At 58.5% G+C, this 16599-nt stretch carries 21 protein-coding genes and 2 tRNA genes; 11 read left to right on the forward strand and 12 right to left on the reverse strand.

The features are described 5' to 3' along the window. Positions 1 to 626: NAD-dependent epimerase/dehydratase family protein (locus IIC71_06335; GenBank protein ID MCH7668804.1), on the reverse strand; the 626-nt coding region annotated here is incomplete at its 3' end. 166 nt (positions 627 to 792) lie between these two features. On the opposite strand from IIC71_06335, the gene IIC71_06340 reads away from it, so the two are divergent. The 7 genes from IIC71_06340 to IIC71_06370 all read left to right on the forward strand — a co-directional run bounded on the left by IIC71_06340 (position 793) and on the right by IIC71_06370 (position 8536). Continuing rightward, positions 793 to 1452 carry a DUF3662 domain-containing protein gene (locus IIC71_06340; protein MCH7668805.1) on the forward strand — a complete coding sequence of 220 codons (660 nt, stop codon included), beginning with the start codon at positions 793 to 795 and terminating at the stop codon, positions 1450 to 1452. 108 nt (positions 1453 to 1560) lie between these two features. Beyond that, positions 1561 to 1974: an FHA domain-containing protein gene (locus IIC71_06345; protein MCH7668806.1), complete on the forward strand. Its 414-nt coding sequence runs from the start codon at positions 1561 to 1563 to the stop codon at positions 1972 to 1974. Then, positions 1971 to 2690, forward strand: coding sequence for a serine/threonine-protein phosphatase (locus tag IIC71_06350; protein ID MCH7668807.1), 720 nt, complete (start codon positions 1971 to 1973; stop codon positions 2688 to 2690). Before IIC71_06345 ends, IIC71_06350 begins: the two co-directional genes overlap by 4 nt. Beyond that, entirely contained in the window at positions 2687 to 3967 is a 1281-nt protein-coding gene (locus tag IIC71_06355; protein ID MCH7668808.1) for an FtsW/RodA/SpoVE family cell cycle protein, read from the forward strand. The genes IIC71_06350 and IIC71_06355 overlap by 4 nt, the downstream gene beginning before the upstream one ends. Further along, positions 3964 to 5436: a penicillin-binding protein 2 gene (locus IIC71_06360; GenBank protein MCH7668809.1), complete on the forward strand. Its 1473-nt coding sequence runs from the start codon at positions 3964 to 3966 to the stop codon at positions 5434 to 5436. The genes IIC71_06355 and IIC71_06360 overlap by 4 nt, the downstream gene beginning before the upstream one ends. 44 nt (positions 5437 to 5480) lie before the next feature. Continuing rightward, positions 5481 to 7703: a Stk1 family PASTA domain-containing Ser/Thr kinase gene (gene pknB, locus IIC71_06365; GenBank protein ID MCH7668810.1), complete on the forward strand. Its 2223-nt coding sequence runs from the start codon at positions 5481 to 5483 to the stop codon at positions 7701 to 7703. Continuing rightward, entirely contained in the window at positions 7616 to 8536 is a 921-nt protein-coding gene (locus IIC71_06370; protein ID MCH7668811.1) for an A/G-specific adenine glycosylase, read from the forward strand. Before pknB ends, IIC71_06370 begins: the two co-directional genes overlap by 88 nt. Positions 8537 to 8595: 59 nt before the next feature. On the opposite strand, the gene IIC71_06375 is transcribed toward IIC71_06370, so the two are convergent. Genes IIC71_06375 through IIC71_06385 form a run of 3 tightly spaced genes read right to left on the reverse strand, consistent with a single transcriptional unit; the run spans position 8596 to position 10156 of the window. Further along, positions 8596 to 9171: an aminodeoxychorismate/anthranilate synthase component II gene (locus IIC71_06375; GenBank protein MCH7668812.1), complete on the reverse strand. Its 576-nt coding sequence runs from the start codon at positions 9169 to 9171 to the stop codon at positions 8596 to 8598. Continuing rightward, entirely contained in the window at positions 9168 to 9323 is a 156-nt protein-coding gene (locus IIC71_06380; GenBank protein ID MCH7668813.1) for a hypothetical protein, read from the reverse strand. The genes IIC71_06375 and IIC71_06380 overlap by 4 nt, the downstream gene beginning before the upstream one ends. After that, positions 9320 to 10156, reverse strand: a complete 837-nt coding sequence (locus IIC71_06385) for a class E sortase (protein ID MCH7668814.1) — start codon at positions 10154 to 10156, stop codon at positions 9320 to 9322. Before IIC71_06385 ends, IIC71_06380 begins: the two co-directional genes overlap by 4 nt. A gap of 137 nt (positions 10157 to 10293) precedes the next feature. Between IIC71_06385 and IIC71_06390 the strand changes: the two genes are divergently transcribed. Together IIC71_06390 and IIC71_06395 are read left to right on the forward strand one after the other, a co-directional pair. Further along, positions 10294 to 10545, forward strand: coding sequence for a cell division protein CrgA (locus IIC71_06390; protein ID MCH7668815.1), 252 nt, complete (start codon positions 10294 to 10296; stop codon positions 10543 to 10545). Positions 10546 to 10717: 172 nt separating this feature from the next. After that, the gene (locus tag IIC71_06395) at positions 10718 to 11314 is read left to right on the forward strand and encodes a hypothetical protein (GenBank protein ID MCH7668816.1); all 597 of its coding nucleotides are present in this window, start codon (positions 10718 to 10720) and stop codon (positions 11312 to 11314) included. A gap of 191 nt (positions 11315 to 11505) precedes the next feature. Here IIC71_06395 and IIC71_06400 read toward each other — a convergent pair whose 3' ends face one another. From IIC71_06400 to IIC71_06410, 3 genes are all read right to left on the reverse strand, one after another. Then, a complete protein-coding gene (locus tag IIC71_06400; GenBank protein ID MCH7668817.1) occupies positions 11506 to 11760 on the reverse strand; it encodes a hypothetical protein in 255 nt (84 codons plus the stop codon). A gap of 6 nt (positions 11761 to 11766) precedes the next feature. Further along, on the reverse strand, positions 11767 to 12930 hold the full coding sequence (locus IIC71_06405; protein ID MCH7668818.1) for an acetyl-CoA C-acyltransferase: 1164 nt from the start codon (positions 12928 to 12930) through the stop codon (positions 11767 to 11769). 122 nt (positions 12931 to 13052) lie between these two features. Then, positions 13053 to 13126 (reverse strand) — tRNA-Ala (locus tag IIC71_06410). A gap of 112 nt (positions 13127 to 13238) precedes the next feature. Here IIC71_06410 and IIC71_06415 point away from each other — a divergent pair. Further along, positions 13239 to 13313: transfer RNA gene (locus IIC71_06415), tRNA-Ile, on the forward strand. A 189-nt stretch (positions 13314 to 13502) separates the two neighbouring features. On the opposite strand, the gene IIC71_06420 is transcribed toward IIC71_06415, so the two are convergent. The 5 genes from IIC71_06420 to IIC71_06440 form a co-directional block, all read right to left on the reverse strand. Continuing rightward, complete coding sequence (locus tag IIC71_06420) at positions 13503 to 13685, reverse strand: hypothetical protein (GenBank protein MCH7668819.1); 183 nt, start codon at positions 13683 to 13685, stop codon at positions 13503 to 13505. A gap of 84 nt (positions 13686 to 13769) precedes the next feature. Further along, the gene (locus IIC71_06425; protein MCH7668820.1) at positions 13770 to 14339 is read right to left on the reverse strand and encodes a hypothetical protein; all 570 of its coding nucleotides are present in this window, start codon (positions 14337 to 14339) and stop codon (positions 13770 to 13772) included. A gap of 279 nt (positions 14340 to 14618) precedes the next feature. Then, positions 14619 to 14891 (reverse strand): methyltransferase domain-containing protein, encoded by a 273-nt coding sequence (locus tag IIC71_06430; protein MCH7668821.1) that lies wholly within the window; start codon positions 14889 to 14891, stop codon positions 14619 to 14621. Positions 14892 to 15030: 139 nt separating this feature from the next. Continuing rightward, on the reverse strand, positions 15031 to 15444 hold the full coding sequence (locus IIC71_06435; GenBank protein MCH7668822.1) for a hypothetical protein: 414 nt from the start codon (positions 15442 to 15444) through the stop codon (positions 15031 to 15033). An 88-nt stretch (positions 15445 to 15532) separates the two neighbouring features. Continuing rightward, complete coding sequence (locus IIC71_06440) at positions 15533 to 15952, reverse strand: Rrf2 family transcriptional regulator (protein MCH7668823.1); 420 nt, start codon at positions 15950 to 15952, stop codon at positions 15533 to 15535. 205 nt (positions 15953 to 16157) lie between these two features. Here IIC71_06440 and IIC71_06445 point away from each other — a divergent pair, with 205 nt between their 5' ends. Then, the gene (locus IIC71_06445) at positions 16158 to 16544 is read left to right on the forward strand and encodes a hypothetical protein (protein MCH7668824.1); all 387 of its coding nucleotides are present in this window, start codon (positions 16158 to 16160) and stop codon (positions 16542 to 16544) included. Positions 16545 to 16599: the final 55 nt, after the last annotated feature.

Raw genomic sequence — 16599 nt, forward strand, 5'->3', positions numbered from 1 at the left:
GGACCTGCCTCAAGAAGCGCCGAGACGAAATGGGCAACGACACGGGGACCGCCCATCGCTCCACCTTCGACAAGGTAGTCGAGGCGCGGCCCGATGGCGTTGAACGGCCGGATGATGGAGTAATCGAGGTCGCCGCGCAACGAGTAGGCATGGATCACCCGCTCAATCATCTGCTTCGACGTGGCGTAAATCCAACGTTGATTCGTCACAGGACCCATCACGAGCGGGGTGGTGTCCTCCTGGTACGTGTTCCCCTGCGGGCGGCCGTAGATTTCCGAGGTCGAATACTGGATGAGACGCTTCTTATGCTTCACACACAGGTCCACAACCTCGAGGTTGCGGCGGAAGGTAATGTTGAAAATGAGCAGTGGGTCGCTTACATAGAGAGACGGGTTTGGCATCGAAATGAGGTCGACAACCACGTCGGCACGTTTGATGAGTCCTTCTACCGTTTCGGTATTCCCCATCAGGTCAGCCTTGATGAATTCGAAGTTGTCACCTTCGATCCCCGCAAGCTTCGCATCACTGATATCGGCGCCGATGATCTGATGATCACCGCGTTCGATCATGTGCTCAACGATGTGAGAGCCGAGAAATCCGCCGGCGCCAAGAAGTAGAAGTTTCATGAAATCCCCAGTGGTGGTTTGAATTGCTACGTAGGTGCGAAAGCCTATCAAAGGCCACTACAAGTGTAAATATGACTACTCTCTGTGGCTGTGCATATTCGTCTGAGTGCAAAACTGGCTAGTCACCCGATGAACACGTTTCCGTCGGGCGTACACTCGGGACCACATGAGCTTCGCACGTCACATCGAATCGCGCCTGGAACGTCTCATCGAAGGCGCATCTGCAGGTCTGTTCGGGGGTAAGACAGGTCCTCTCGACATTGAGAACAAGCTACTCCGAACGGCCGACCTCGAGATGTTCGACGGCCTCGTGGGGCCGACGATTCCAAACGCCTTTGCTCTGTACCTCCACCCTGAAAATCTGACCGCGCTAGCCAATTCTTCGCTTACAACAGACCTTGCGCAATCACTCACTGCGCTTGCCGTAGTGGAAGGTTGGCGCCTCGACGGCCCGGTGGCCATAACGATCAGCAGCGACCCTGAAATGTCCAAGAGGAAGATCCGCTGTGAGTCACGAATTATCGTCGGCGAGAACGATCCGTGGGGCACCCTCATCAGTTCAAACGCAGACCGAGCGTACCCGGTTCAGCACATCAGATCGCTTATCGGTCGGGGCACGGACTGCGATATCCAGATCCCAAATGCTGACATCTCACGCAACCACTGCGTCATCTTCCAAAAAGGCCAAGACACCTGGATAGTGGACCTATCCTCTTCGAACGGAACCCGTGTGAACGATGTCGACGTCACGTCCTCACCGATTCTCATCCGGGCGGACGACTACATTTCACTAGGAACTCACCGCTTCACACTGAAACGAGTCTAGGGACGCTAGCCAGACAGAACGGAACCACCGCCCTGCAAACGAGGATCGCAAGACCCGCGTAGCGTGGACGCCCGATACACTGAGCCTCTCCGACAACACGGTTGCCGCATGCCCGCTCTTTTCCTCAGCATACTCAAACTCATTTTCCTCGCTCTCGTCTATCTGTTCATCTGGCAGATCGCCCGTTCGATCGGTGCCCACGTGGGCCCCGGACAAAGATCCAGAAAGACGAAAGCAGCGGACGAGCTCACGGTGATCCGCTCTGAGACAATGGCCGGACAGACGATTCGCATCGGTGCGGGAATAGTCATAGGACGCAGCGACGAAGCCGACCTCGTCATTGATGACACCTACGCATCCGAGTTCCACGTTCGTATCGGACAGCACCAAAACAAGGTCCTTCTCACTGACCTAGGATCAACGAACGGTACGTACGTGAACGGACGCCGGGTGACCGTTCCAACGTCGCTGCGAAAAGGCGATACTGTCCAGATTGGTAAAACAATCTTCGAGGTCAGATGAAGTACACGTGGTCAAGCGCAACACATGTCGGGTTTGTTCGAGAGAACAACCAGGATGCCGTCGCGCCGAAGGACGACGGGACCACTGACGGAATTCTGATCGCCGCAGTAGCGGACGGGATGGGTGGCGCGGCTGCTGGCGACGTTGCTTCGCGAGTTGCACTCGCCGCCGCAATCGCACCCTCGCCGCAAGACCAGCCCGATCCCGGCGAGCGCGTGCAGTTTGCGAACGAAGCAGTGATCCAGGCCGAGGCCGAAGATGTGGCGCGTAGGGGCATGGGCACAACGCTCACCCTCGCGATGTTCCACCCCGATGGGCATGTCGACGTTGGCCACGTAGGAGACTCACGGCTGTACCTATTCCGTTCAGGAAAACTCAGCCAGGTGACCGAAGATCACTCCTTTGTTGGCGAATTGGTGCGCGCCGGCAAGCTCAACCCAACCGAGGCCATGCACCATCCTCGCAGGAACATCATCACGCGGGTCCTTGGCATGCCGGGAATCGTCGCGGATCGGATAACACTTCACCTCGAGCCTGACGATCGTGTATTGATCTGCTCTGATGGGCTCACCGACATGGTCACCCGCGGCGGTATCGAAACAATATTGGACGATGCCCAAACCGTGACAGATGCTTCATGGGGTCTCGTCGAAGCAGCAAATAAGGCCGGGGGTGTTGACAACACCACCGTGGTTGTCGTCGCCGCCGCCCAATGAACCGCAACGCCGAGGCGTCGCTTCTGATCGGGGCAGCTCTTCTTGTGTCTCTCGGTGTCGCGATGGTGAACTTCACGATCGGTCGAGGCTTCGATGCACAGGTTGCCCTCAGCTTTATTGTGTGGATCGTGTCTTTCGGGTCTGTCAGCCTGGCGCTGCGACGATGGGCTCCAGCCGCGACACCGTACCTCCTCCCGTTGGCCGCAATCCTCGCCGCGCTCGGATTCACCGAGATCTATCGGCTAGACGCCGGTCTGGCGGCAATCCAACGGTGGTCATTCTTGGTAGCCGGAGCGGTGGCATCTCTTGTCCTGTTCCTACTAAGGGACGAAGGGGTGGCAAGGCTCCGACGGTATCGGTACCTGTTCCTCACCGGCGGAATCCTGCTTCTCCTCCTGCCGCTTCTGCCGGATTCCCTCCCGCTGCACGGGGCCGAGATCAATGGATCCCGTCTGTGGGTACGGTTCCAAGGATTTAGCTTCCAGCCGGGCGAAGTGGCGAAATTGTTCCTCGCCGTCTTCCTGGCCTCGTACCTCGCGGAGAACCACATTTCCATGTCGCGACACACACGTCGGGTGTTCGGCCTCGGCTTCCCACCGCTACGGCATTTCGGACCAATCCTGATCGCCGGTGGCGTCGCATTCATCGTATTGGTCTACCAAAGGGACCTTGGAGCGTCGCTGCTGCTCTTCGCCTTGTTCGTGGGGATGACCTACATAGCAACAGGGCGCCGGTCATACCTCGCCGTCGGAGGAATCCTGGTCGTGATAGGAGGTGGTGTTGCCTACCAGGCGTTTGACCACGTACAACGCAGAGTTTCCGCGTGGTTAAACCCCTTCGGCGACTATGCGGACAGCGGGTACCAGATAGCCCAGAGCCTCTTCGCCATGGGCAGTGGAAGCCTTACGGGGTCAGGTATCGGTCTTGGCCGGCCGGATCTGATTCCGGCTGCATCAACCGACTTCATCTTCGCCGCCGTTGCTGAGGAAATGGGTTTCGCTGGCTCAGTCGCGGTAATTGCGGCGTTCGCCTTGTTGGTTGCAGCCGGATTTGGCATCGCGTTGCGCACGAGAGACGTGTTCAGAAAGTTCTTGGCCGCAGCGCTAACGATCGTCATCGGTGTCCAGACTCTGTTGATTCTCGCCGGCGTCCTGCGCCTGTTCCCGGTCACCGGTATCACGTTGCCATTCATGTCCTATGGAGGATCGAGCCTTGTGGCGAACATGGTCCTGATTGCACTGCTCGCCCGAATCTCGCATACCGGACGCAGTGTATGAACCCACCGATTCGTCATCTAGCCCTGATCATGTTTGTGGCATTCTCGCTGCTCATTGGGGCCACAACATACCATCAGCTCATTGCAGGCCCTGGGTACCGCGACGACCCCAGGAACCTCCGCGTTGCGGCCTCCCGTCTCGGAAGAGAGCGGGGGACGATCATCACACGAGATGGGGAGGTCGTTGCCGAGTCCATCCAAGACGCTAACGACCCGAGCGTATTCCAACGCTCATACCCACGCGGTGTTTTGTACGCCCACATAGTCGGGTACGACTCTCTGCTGTTTGGGACGACCGGTCTTGAATCATCTCGAAGCACCGACCTTGTCTCCACCAGGGACGCGACAATATCGGGGCTATTAGCTGCCCTCTTCGGCAGCGATCTACGACCAAAAGGCCTGCGGCTCACCATCGATCACCAGCTACAGCTTGTTGCGGCCACCGCTCTTGGAGATCAGCGTGGAGCAGTGATCGCTATTGATCCGGCCACCGGAGCCATCCTTGCAATGGTGTCGACACCCAGTTTTGATCCCAACAGCCTCATCGGGCCTCGAGCCGGCGACGCAGGACAGGCTCTCGATAGCGACCCAGCGCTTCCGCTACTAAACCGCACCACAAGCGAATCGTATGCCCCCGGGTCCATATTCAAGATCATCACTATCGCCGCAGCGCTTGAAAACGGTAACGCCAACCCACTGACTCTTTTCGACGATCCGGTCGCCCTCGACCTTCCGGGCTCCACCGCGGTGATCCACAACTTTTCCGGCAAGACGTGCACCGCCGGAGACACGGTTAGCCTTGAAAACGCGTTCATCCGGTCATGCAACACCATTTTCGCACAGCTCGGCATGGACGTCGGCTCGGACGTTTTGGTCAGTCAGGCCGAGAAATTCGGCTTTAACGACGAAATGCCCGCCGACTTCCCCACACTGGGCTCAGTCATCCCTGCCGCAAACACATTTACATTCGATCTGCCAGGTCTGGCACAAACAGCAATCGGTCAGAAAGATGTTCAGGCGACACCCCTCCAAATGGTCCTTGTCGCGGCGGCAATTGCCAACGGTGGCGACATCATGGTCCCCTACATCGTCGACGAAGTGTTCACCGCCGAAGCAACTGTGGTCGAGCGAACGCAACCCGCGGTGTGGCGAAAGGCGGTGGGTCGTGCCACCGCCGAAACCGTAACAACGCTTATGGAACGCGTCGTCACCTCCGGAACCGCCCGCCGAGCGGCAGTAGCAAATGTGCGGATCGCCGGCAAGACCGGCACCGCCGAAGTCCCCGGCGGTCCTCCTCACGCGTGGTTCGTCGGCTTCGGTCCAGTGGCCCCAGAACCGGGCGAAGCACAGATCGCGATAGTCGTGATCGTGGAGTCGGGTGGGGACATAGGAGAGAGCGCGACCGGTGGGTCTTTGGCTGCGCCGATCGCACAACAGCTGCTCGCCACATTCTTTGGCGTTCCCAAGTAGCGAGACGCCGTGTTTGCGTAGAACAGGGGTAGCATCTACGGGCCGTGACAGAAATACGCATTCTCTCAGACCGATATAGGCTCATTCGACACATCGCCCGCGGGGGTATGGCTGACGTGTGGGAAGCAGCAGACCAGCTTCTTAACCGTCGAGTCGCGGTGAAGATGCTGCACCCGCAGTTCGCCAGGGATGAAGCATTTGTGAAGCGGTTCCGCAAAGAAGCCCAGAACGCTGCGAACCTGACCCACCCAAACATCGTCGCCATTTACGACTGGGGTGAGGAGGGGGACACTTACTTCATAGTGATGGAACTCATTGACGGACGAACGCTGCGAGACATTCTCCGCTCGGAGGGCGAGTTCCTCCCGCGGCGGGCGGCCGAAATCGCCGCAGAGACGGCTGCTGCATTGACCGTTGCACATGAAGCTGGTGTCTTCCACCGAGACGTCAAGTCTGGCAACATTCTTCTCACACCGGACGGGTCGGTGAAGGTCACAGATTTCGGCATTGCGCGAGCTCTCGACGACTCGGAAGAACTCACAAAGACGGGCGCAGTTATCGGGACCGCGACATATTTCTCACCCGAGCAGGCGCAAGGCCTGCCCGCGGACGAACGGTCTGACATCTACTCACTCGGCGTTGTCCTGTACGAACTGGTTACCGGGCAACCCCCGTTCAGCGGTGAAAGCCCCGTTGCCGTCGCCTATCAGCACGTATCCGAACTCGCGCCACCTCCGTCGGGCATCAATCCGGACGTCCCAGCCGCGCTCGAAACGATCATCGAAAAAGCCCTTGAGAAAGATCCCGCGGTTCGCTACCAAACAGCGATCGAGATCCGCAACGACCTCCTGCGTTTCTTACGCGGTGAGGCACCGATCGCTGCGCCTGGCACAACACCTCCGCCTCTTATCCCGGTCGGATATGAGCCCCAAGCCCCAATTGTGCAGCCCGATGCCGCAACACAAGTCATGCACAGCGCGTACGCCTCGAGTCAGCCGCCACCACCGACGGCGACACCCGACGAAGTAGGTCGTCACGTCTCGTACGTCCCGGTAGAAGAGACTGAATCACACCTCAACTACATTCTTATGGTTGTGGGTCTTGTCGCGGTGCTGGCTCTCGGTCTCTTCCTATTGACGAAGGTCCTGTCTCAGCCCGATGTTGTCGCAGCAGACATCACGATCCCGGCCCTCGCAGGACAGGCAGAAAGCGACGCCTTTCGCGCCCTCCAGGATCTCGATCTCAAGGTCCGGCGCACGTTCGTGTCTTCGCTTGACGTGCCAGCTGGATTTGTGGTCAAGACCGATCCTCCCGCGGGAGAACTAGTTTTGGCGGGAACCCTGGTCGACGTCTCTATCTCGACCGGCGAGGAGACCAGTAAGGTACCGAGCCTCGTCAACCAAGACATCGACAGCGCCACAGCATCGATCCTCGCAAGTGGGTTCATTGTCGGAGAGATAACGATTGATGAGAACTCCAACGCCGACGAAGGGACCGTGCTTCGCCAAAGTCCTCTTCCGGCAAGCGACCAGCCTGCTGGAACCGTTATCAATCTGGTCGTGTCGGGTGGACCGTTTGCGGTAATCATCCCAAATCTTTTGAACATGACTGAAGAGTCCGCCCGTCTCGCTCTCGACCGTGTGGGGTTCTCCAGCGTCGAGATCGAGACCGAATTCAGTCTTGAGGTAGACGAAGACCTCGTCATTCGATCAGTACCAGGCGCCAACAACCTCCACGACCGGAAGCAGCCGGTAGTCATCGTTCTTTCCCTCGGTCCTGAACCGTTTGCGATGCCGGATTTCACGGGCCTTACCGTGCAAGGGGCACAGGATCTCGCCAACCTGCGGGGATTGACGATGATTCTCGACACCTCCGCAATCGAAGTGTCCGCGGCGTCGGGCCTCGATGGCCTCATTGCTGCACAGTCCATCGATGAGGGCACCGAGTCGCGCGCAGGCGACACGATTACTTTGAAACTAGGTCTGCTTAAGCAAGTGACCATGCCGAACCTTGGCGGGAAGACCGTTGCAACCGCACAGGCCGAACTCGCTGCGATAGGCCTCTCCATCGAGGTTCTCGGCGATCTTGAGGTTGCCGCCGATTCTGGTCTCGTCGGAGTCATCGCTGATCAGATTCCGGCACCGGGAGACCTCGTCAACGATGGCTCTACAATCGGTGTGTGGATCGGAGTCCTTCCCGCAACCACGACAACCACAACAACTACACCTCCGACCACGACATCTACGACGACAACCGCTCCCCCGTAGTCGTGAGCACGGTGGAGCACGAGCGAGCCGCCGCTTTGCTCGACTGGTATGCGACTTCTAAACGAACGCTTCCGTGGCGTGACACCGGGAGCCGCTACCACGTTCTCGTTTCCGAGTTCATGCTGCAGCAGACTCGGGTGGATCGAGTGATTTCATATTTCGAGGCGTGGGTCGCGGCGTACCCAACCATCGAGGATCTGGCTAACGCGTCTCTTGCGGACGTCCTGAAACTGTGGAACGGGCTGGGCTACAACAACAGGTGCAAGCGTCTGCTTGAGTGCGCCAGAATTATCGCCGCTGACGGCTGGCCTACGTCTGTCACTGGACTGCAAGAACTGCCGGGAGTCGGTGCGTATACCGCAAGCGCGATAGCGGCATTTGCAATGGGTGCACATGTGGCAACAACTGATACCAACCTACGACGTATTTTGAGCCGATGGCATGGGGAGCCGCTCACGGGCGAAGCGCTCAAGCTGGCAGCGGACCGCAGCCTCGTAGCCCCAGCCGCCGATTGGAATCAGGCGATGATGGACCTTGGAGCGCTCGTATGCCGAAGCCACGACCCTTCATGCGGCGAATGCCCTGTCGCCGCTTGGTGTGCGGGACCCGGGCTGATTCTCGAGGTGCCCCGCCAAACCAAGTTCGAAGATTCCAAAAGACAGGTACGCGGGGCTGTCATAAGAGCGCTCGTGAGGAAAACCCCTCAATCCACGCACGAACTCGTGTCGACTACGCGGTTTCCAACACCCCGCGTCGTCGATGCGATCTCCTCCCTGGTTGAAGATCAGCTCGTCGAATCGGCGGGCGGCGTGGTACGCCTGCGCGACTCTTGAGTCCGTCAACAGATGTTCGCCCCTACAGGTGCAAGCATCACGGCGGCTCGGGAATCTCTTCAGGAACTCTGTTGGGAAAACCTCAAGAAGTTCGCCAGTAGAGGTTTCCCCTGCGTCGTCAAGATCGACTCTGGGTGGAACTGCACACCGCTGATAGGTAGGTCGGTGTGGCGGATCGCCTGTATAACGCCGTCCTCAGAACGGGCGCTTACTTCAAGAACGTCGGGGAGTTCTTTGCTCGACAGGGAGTGGTATCTGGTCGCTGTAAAGGGGCTGGGCAGGTCTGCGAACACCCCTTTGCCGTCATGAGTTATCTCGGAGGTCTTGCCGTGGCGCGGCTCAGGAGCCAATCCAATCGAACCACCGAACGCGACGGCGATTGCCTGGTGCCCGAGGCAGACACCGAGGATCGGCACCTTCCCTGCGAAGTGCTGCACATACGCGACCGAGTAGCCGGCATCTTGGGGTACGCCCGGGCCGGGCGAGATCAAGAGGCTATCAATCTCAAGATCTTCAGCATCCTCAGGCGACAGGGCGTCGTTGCGGACAACATGAGGATCGGCGCCAAGTTCACCTAGATACTGGACCAGGTTGAAAGTGAACGAGTCGTAGTTGTCGATGACCAGGACCCTCAATTGATCACTCCGCCGGTGTCGAGGAACGTGTTTCCCATCCAGTCGTACACAATGTTAAGTAGCAGCAGAAAGACAACCATCGCGACGGTAGCCAGCAGTATCCGTAACGGTTTCGGTCCGGGGAGCGCTCGGTAGGCGCGTTTGAAGATCACAGTGACCCCAGAATAACTTCCGCGTTCGGGCCCGAAATCAGCTCGGCAAAGATGATCAGTCTCTCACGAGAGGAGAACCTTGGATTGCACGTCGTGAGCGTCAACCACGCTCCCGTTCTGTTGTCAGTAACCCATACGTCCGTCGGGGCGACAATGAGCGTTTCCCTGACCATATATGTGTGAACACCGAGGGCGGTCTCTACCTCGATGATGTCGCCGATCTCAAGCAGATCTAAATCGCGGAAGGGAGCACCGTAGGTTGTGCGGTGCCCGCTTATCACGGCGTTGCCGGGCTGACCAGGAAGCGGGGTACCCGCCATGTGCCCTGCGCCGTTCCTGAGGTCGGCAACCGATGTACCTTCGACAACGTTCCATCCCTGCGCCAGAGACTCGATGCTCGGAATCCGAATCAACGCAAATGCCTCACCCTTGGCGGGTGGCAATTCCCTTTCGATGATCAAAGGAACGCCGTCGCCAGAGTCGATGAGAGTGTCCGAACCAGAGACGTCTACGCCTTCAGAGATCGGCGCACTGAGATCGGCCCCCGATACCAGCGGAGTCCACTCGACCTCCTCAATCACAGCACTGTCAAAATTGGCGACCCGTTCCTCGGCGAGCGCCACCTGGTTCCTTTCTGCAAAGAAAGTCGTGATGAACACCGCATGGACCACGAAGCCAATGAGAAACAACCCGAGGTTTATCGAAACCCAACCGACACTACGCACAATCCGCGCCACCATCCGTCGACGCCCACCGGGCAAATCGTCTACTCCGTCAGATTGGAATGCAATTGGTTGTTCTGCCTGCGCACTCTCGATTGTTTCAGTCTGCATGGGTGCTCCTCGCGAGCAAAGACAACCGAAACGAACCCTAGACACATTGTCCGAATACATGGCACCCCGGCGATGAAATCGACAGCGAACTGACGGTCATTGAGCACTATCGGCAGCGATTGCTACTCTATGAAGCTATGCCTGTATCGAAAGGGCGCAAGAGCGCCAACAAACGTCCTGCCCCACCACCGACAAAGGACCCCGGCAAGACGAAAGGTCCTTCGCCGACGTGGTACGTCGCCACAATGTTCGCCCTCATGGGTGTCGGCATTCTGGTGATAGTCATCAACTACATGGCCGTGTTCCCGGGAACTCCCAAAAACACGCTTCTCCTGGGCGGTCTTGCCGGCATCGGTGCTGGGTTCGCAATGACCATGGACTATCGATAGCGTTTCGCGCAATTTGGTGGTACGCAGTGAAAACACCTGATTCCTCAGCCGATCTGGGAGACTGGTTCGAAGACAAAGCCGATGTGCTCATTGGTTTTTCGCACACACGGACATCTGCGTACGCGTCAGACGAATTACACTGTGGCGAAATCGCAGCGGGAGAGTTCGCGACATGAAAACCTCGATGGCGCTGGTTGTGGCAATGTTGATGATCGTCGCCGCATGCGGCGGGAGCAACGACAACGGAACACAGACTGACATCTCCTCACCGGCCGACATCTCCTCACCGGCCGAAACGGCAGCACCGGCTGACACCGGAGGAGGGCTCGGCGGCGCACTGAGCGCCGATGAGAAGGCCGCCGCGGCGAAGTTTGCGATCAGCTTAAAAGACAGCTTCGATGACGTAGATAGCGGAGTGTCGGTCACCAGCGAACAGGCAACATGTGCAGCCGAAACGTTCGTCGATGCGTTCGGAATCAGCGCGCTCGAAAACATTGAGAACGCCACCGCAGGTGACGAGTTTGCGCTGTCCCTCGCCGAGGCCAAACAAATGGCTCCCCTGTTTCTTGACTGCGTACCGTTAAAAGACATCATGATCGGAACCATGCTGACCGGCGCTGAGATGACTCAGGCCCAGGTGGACTGTATTTCCGATGCCTTCACGGACGAGGTCATAGAAGACATGCTTGTGCAGTCGCTCGCTGGAGAAAACACCGATACCGGGAACAACGCACTGTTCGCTGCAATGCTCCCGTGCCTAACTTCCTGAGAGCAGACTTTGCCAGAGGAACGGGTCGGCGCAAACAGCGTGCCGGGTGCGCGTATCTAGCACTGCGACTCGATGGGCGGGGAACTACATGTACGTAGTTATCCACGCAATTGTCCCCATGGTGTGGAAATATCGACTCCGTTTTCCGTTGGAAGCGCCTCGTGGTCGAAGCCGTCGGTCGCCGACCGCGTTTAGGACTCTTGGCTCGGCTCCCACGCGGGATCCATGTCTTCACGGCAGTGGCGAGGGGCTTCGATATCGTCGGATTGTGCATGCGTTACCGTCAGACGCAGACCGCACACGGCGCATTTGTAGAGCTGGTCAACCTCGCCCACATCCTCCGGATCGGGCTCTGGCGGCACCGGAATCGCCAGCATTCTGACAACCCACGCGATTGTCCGAAAGATCACGGCCGCAAGAACGCCGGCAAAAGCGAGCTTTAGCATATGGCGTCAGTCCAGACGTTCGATGATCGTGGCGTTGGCCAGACCGCCACCCTCGCACATGGTCTGCAGACCATAACGACCTCCTGTCCGCTCCAACTCGTTCAGCAGGGTGGTCATAAGCTTGGTCCCCGAGGCACCCAATGGGTGGCCGAGAGCGATCGCCCCTCCATTCACATTCGTCTTTTTCAAGTCAGCCCCGGTTTCGCGCTGCCATGCAGCGACGACCGTGGCAAAGGCTTCGTTCACTTCGAACAGATCGATGTCGTCGATCGTCATCTCTGCTTTTTCTAGAACCTTCCTAGTCGCGGGAATTGGGCCGGTCAGCATCGTGATCGGGTCGGTTCCCGCGAGAGCGAACGTGTGGAAGCGGGCACGTGCCTTGAGACCTAGACACTTGGCTTTCTCTGCAGACATGATCAGCACCGCGGAAGCTCCGTCACAGATCTGCGACGAGTTGCCGGCGGTGACAACTCCACCTTCCTTGAAAACTGCAGGAAGGCCAGCGAGTCCCTCAAGTGTGGTTGTTGGACGGATGCCCTCATCTCGACCGGCCATCTCGATTGATCCGTCGTCCTTGGCGACTCGGATCGGAACGATCTCATTCTCAAACCGGCCTTCTTCGGTGGCCCGATTCGCCCGCACGTGCGATTCGTTCGCTATCGCGTCAATCTCTTCTCGAGAGATTTTCCACTTGTCTGCGATGAGTTCTGCAGAGATACCTTGCGGTACGATTCCGTCGTCGTAGCGTCGCAGCATCATTGGGCCGAAGGGTTTGCCCGGGCCATCCATGTTCGAACCCATGGGCACCCTTGTCATCGACTCGACGCCAGCAGCGATCACGATGTCATAAGCACCGGCAATCACACCTTGTGCAGCAAAATGGGCAGCCTGCTGGCTAGAACCGCACTGCCGATCTACCGTTGTGGCGGGAACAGTCTCCGGGAAATCGGCGGCAAGTACGGCGTTCCGGCCGATGTTCAGACCCTGCTCCCCAAGCTGTGAAACACACCCAACAATGACGTCGTCAATAAGCGCTGTATCGAGTTGGTTGCGTTCGCTCAAAGATTTCAGTACCTCGGCGAGTAGATCGACAGGGTGCCAATCCTTGAACTGGCCTCCGCGCCTCCCACCAGGTGTGCGGACGGCGTCAACGATGACTGCGTCAATCATGTGAGCTCACTTTCGTTGCGCAACAATGGTGGCGCCCTCGTACGGACGATAGCCATGGCTACGTCGGCGTCTGGCCAGCGAACTCACCGTTTTCTTAGGTGTTGCTCGTCTGTCCCTACGAGTGGAGACGATCGGATTCGAACCGACGACCCCCTGAATGCAAATCAGGTGCTCTGCCAGGCTGAGCTACGTCCCCGAGGGTTAGATGATTCTACTCCCCACCCCACGAACTCCGATCGCACCCGCAAACAGGTCGACCTTTCCACCTTCCGCGTGGATTCGGGAAATGGTATGCTCACGCTTCCTTTGGGCCCATGGCTCAGCTTGGTTAGAGCGCATCCCTGATAAGGATGAGGTCCCTGGTTCAAATCCAGGTGGGCCCACGGCTACGCCTCAGGAGGCGTTGGGAACCCCTTCGGCGCTCGGCGGCGCCAGGGGGTTCCTTGGAGGAATCCTCCGGATTCTCCATACCAAAGGTTCGGCGCAGACTGCGAGTCCTCCCGACCGCCGTGTGCGGGATCCTCACCAACGGCTAGGTCCACCCTTTAGAATCCTTCCGGCCTCGGACCCGACTAGCTGCCGATTATTGGGCTGCGGAGTGCTGCGAGTACGACGAACCAGCTACCGACGATGATCAAGATGTACCCGCTTGATCGTTTCACGGTTGAGCCGGTGGAGCGCACCGTCCGCAGTACCTCGGCGTTTAGGAACGACACCGCCACTGAGCTGCCGACGAGCAGCGTCACAAACACCACTGCGGCAGTGCCAAAGCCGACCGTTGCTTGGGTAGCACCGACCGTGAGGGATTGAGCTGCCAGACCGGCAAGCAGCGGCCCGGTTCAGCCAAACCCCGCCAGCAGGTACCCGAACCCATAGAGGACGTCGCCCTGAGCTGCGCTCTTGACACGCGATGGGGCGAAGGTTTTCCCCGCCGATCGCGCAACACTATCGAGCCACGGCATCCGAAATCTGACCAGCCGGGCCTGGCGAAGCCCGAAGGCAACAAGCGTTGCACCGACGGCGAACCTAAAGACTCGCCCTGTGACGCTGTCGAACGCAACGACCGACGTTAAGGCGGTGCCCCCACCTGCAACAACAGCGGCGACCACGCCAAGGAGCGCCGCGGCGCCTATACCGACGCGAAGAGCGCTGAGGACCGCAGCGCCCCGCGACTCGGTCGACTTCCTGGTGAGAAACGTCAGGAGCAGCGGGAACGAACACGGCGAGAAGAAGGCCGCAAACCCCGTGACGGCGCCCAGAGCAACGACGCCGACGCCGGTATCTCGGTCGGAGCCGGCAAACGCCACAAAACCCACGTATCCAGCTATCCCGACGACCATGACACCTAGAGCATTTGCGGCAAACCGGACCCGTGTTTTACGAAGCACCTGGGAGTCTTTCGATGTCATGGTCTGTCGTTGCCTGATGTCATACCAAGACCGTAACCGTTCGACCCGCTCGAATGTCAAGGAGCGAAATGACCTGGTCCAGACCGCCTCAAATCCGGGCCACAGCCCTCGTTGTCGCGCTTCGAACGCGTTAGCGCGACAACGCTACGTTTGGATTGTCTCGAGCGTCGCTAGTCCGTGGAATACCAGCGACTTCGTGTAGAGATGTTTACGGCTCGCCGCATACCGTTCGAGCCACCGATCAGAGGTCCACTTCAAGCCTCGACTTGCGGTTGCCCGCTACCACACGTGCACCATGGCGTTACGGAGACGGCCGTTCGACCCAGTCGGAAGCGTCGCAACCGCTGCGGACGGATCGCCAACACCCGTGGGTGTCAGCACCACAAGCTCATTATCGGGTTTGAGAACCCGAAGCGCTTCGTCAACGAGTGGTCCGGGGTCGTCGAGCAGGAACAACACCGAACACAGACACGCGGCGTCAAACGAATCTTCGGCGAACGGAAGAGGCTCGCCTTCGTGCGAGAGGATTAACGAAGTCTGGACTCGGTCCAGCTTCTTGGCCGCCCGGGTCCGGTTCCGATGTCCAAGACCCGTGACCTCTGTGGCAGGCCGGCAAACTGATCAAGCACTGGATCCAAAAAGGCTTCGTACCAGGGTTCGTCCACAGCTCGAACTAGTGGGGAAAATGCCATCAGGCATCGACCGTCGCGGCATCGGACGAAGACATCTTGTCGGATGCCGGACCGGAGACATACCGGCCAAGGATTGTGACAAACACCACCGGCAAAAACGCGGCCGTCGTCACCTGCGCAATCGTGACTGCTCCGGCGAACAGATAAACCACGGTAGCTACCCAGTCGATGGCCTGGACACCGATCATCGCCCGTATCCATGTCATGTGGGGCTCCGGGTTGCGAGCAGCGAAGAACATCCCATATGAAAAGCCAAGAGCCCGGGCGCTAAACATGGCGAACAGCCAATTGGTCCATTCGGGGGCATCACTGAACCCGACCATCGCGGCGAATAGGCCTGGAACAAGGAACACGAGGCCGAGCACAAGTTGCACGGCTCCGATTACAAATAGCGTACGTTTCAAGCCAGTCATAGCGACTCCAAATAGCTTATCTAGAGCTTATGTTGATGTAGTTTTGGCATTTGAGATGACCGTCGCGATGGACGGTCCGAATTGCGGTTTAGCTCTTCGAAATGCCGGCGATCGTAACCTCCTCCAGGCTCAAGCGCATGACCCGCTCTGCGTCGCCCAAGGCCCGACGGAGGGCGGCTTGACGCCGTGTCGGCGTCGTACCTTTGACTCGCGGGGCAGAATCCGTGCGAAACAGAGGCAGATCCCTTTCGATCGCATCGACAACCGCCAACAGAGTCACCTCGTCCGGTGGTACCGCAAGTCGGACTCCGCCGCGGGCCCCCTCACGAGTTTCAATGACCCCGGCTTTGTGCAAACTCCGCAGCAACCTCGCCAAGCTGGGTGCCGGGATATCGAGGTCCTTTGCAAGACGGCTCGTGGGGACAAAGTCGAACTCTCCGAGCTGTACTTTGTCTGCCACATACACCGTTGCCAGCATTGCTTGCCACACCCCCAACGAATAGCTCATGACTTGGCTCCGCGTTCTTTAACTACGTCAACTATATATTGAGTTACAATATATTGTCAAGAGTTGACCGCCACAAGCGTTGTGGACCAGCCGCAGATCCACAAAGCGGCGGCAGTGCGTAGCGCGTCGGTACAAACTCGGTTTGTCGTACCAGTGTGCGACTATTGGAGCGTGAAAGGCGTAGCGTCATGAAACGAGTCACCCCATGAACCAAATCACCAGCGTTCTCGCAGTGGCGAGTATCGAATCCGAGCTACCCCTGTGGAGAGATCGGCTTGGGTTCGACGTCACAACCGTTGTCCACCATGAGGGTGTCATGGGATTCGCGATTCTTCAGAGAGGCACAGTCGAGGTAATGCTGCAGTCCTTCGCCAGTCTCGACGCCGATGTCGGTGACGTTGGGGGAAAAGCGTTGCGGGGTCTGTCGATGCTGTTCATCAAGGTGAAAGACCTTGATGTTGCCCGCTCGCGGTTGACAGATACTGACATCGTCATGGAGGAACGAACCACGTTCTACGGGGCGAGAGAACTCGGGGTTCGCACCGCCTCCGGACACTTCGTCGTGCTCGCAGAATTCCCGGGCGAGGACTGACCCAGAACCGGGGCGCCAGAGATCCACACGAACAAGCCGTAGATGTCGGATCGTA

It is taken from the genome of Acidobacteriota bacterium (assembly GCA_022562055.1).
Classification (GTDB): domain Bacteria; phylum Actinomycetota; class Acidimicrobiia; order Spongiisociales; family UBA5794; genus BMS3BBIN02.

Excerpts from the sequence above, each read along its gene's own strand:
- IIC71_06350 (MCH7668807.1), top strand. The coding sequence starts at position 1,971 with ATGAAGTACACGTGGTCAAGCGCAACACATGTCGGGTTTGTTCGAGAG.
- IIC71_06355 (MCH7668808.1), top strand. The coding sequence starts at position 2,687 with ATGAACCGCAACGCCGAGGCGTCGCTTCTGATCGGGGCAGCTCTTCTT.
- IIC71_06345 (MCH7668806.1), top strand. The coding sequence starts at position 1,561 with ATGCCCGCTCTTTTCCTCAGCATACTCAAACTCATTTTCCTCGCTCTC.
- IIC71_06390 (MCH7668815.1), top strand. The coding sequence starts at position 10,294 with ATGCCTGTATCGAAAGGGCGCAAGAGCGCCAACAAACGTCCTGCCCCA.
- IIC71_06440 (MCH7668823.1), bottom strand. The coding sequence starts at position 15,952 with ATGAGCTATTCGTTGGGGGTGTGGCAAGCAATGCTGGCAACGGTGTAT.
- IIC71_06445 (MCH7668824.1), top strand. The coding sequence starts at position 16,158 with ATGAACCAAATCACCAGCGTTCTCGCAGTGGCGAGTATCGAATCCGAG.
- IIC71_06400 (MCH7668817.1), bottom strand. The coding sequence starts at position 11,760 with ATGCTAAAGCTCGCTTTTGCCGGCGTTCTTGCGGCCGTGATCTTTCGG.
- IIC71_06385 (MCH7668814.1), bottom strand. The coding sequence starts at position 10,156 with ATGCAGACTGAAACAATCGAGAGTGCGCAGGCAGAACAACCAATTGCA.
- IIC71_06360 (MCH7668809.1), top strand. The coding sequence starts at position 3,964 with ATGAACCCACCGATTCGTCATCTAGCCCTGATCATGTTTGTGGCATTC.
- IIC71_06340 (MCH7668805.1), top strand. The coding sequence starts at position 793 with ATGAGCTTCGCACGTCACATCGAATCGCGCCTGGAACGTCTCATCGAA.
- IIC71_06435 (MCH7668822.1), bottom strand. The coding sequence starts at position 15,444 with ATGACTGGCTTGAAACGTACGCTATTTGTAATCGGAGCCGTGCAACTT.
- IIC71_06395 (MCH7668816.1), top strand. The coding sequence starts at position 10,718 with ATGAAAACCTCGATGGCGCTGGTTGTGGCAATGTTGATGATCGTCGCC.
- IIC71_06425 (MCH7668820.1), bottom strand. The coding sequence starts at position 14,339 with ATGACATCGAAAGACTCCCAGGTGCTTCGTAAAACACGGGTCCGGTTT.
- IIC71_06405 (MCH7668818.1), bottom strand. The coding sequence starts at position 12,930 with ATGATTGACGCAGTCATCGTTGACGCCGTCCGCACACCTGGTGGGAGG.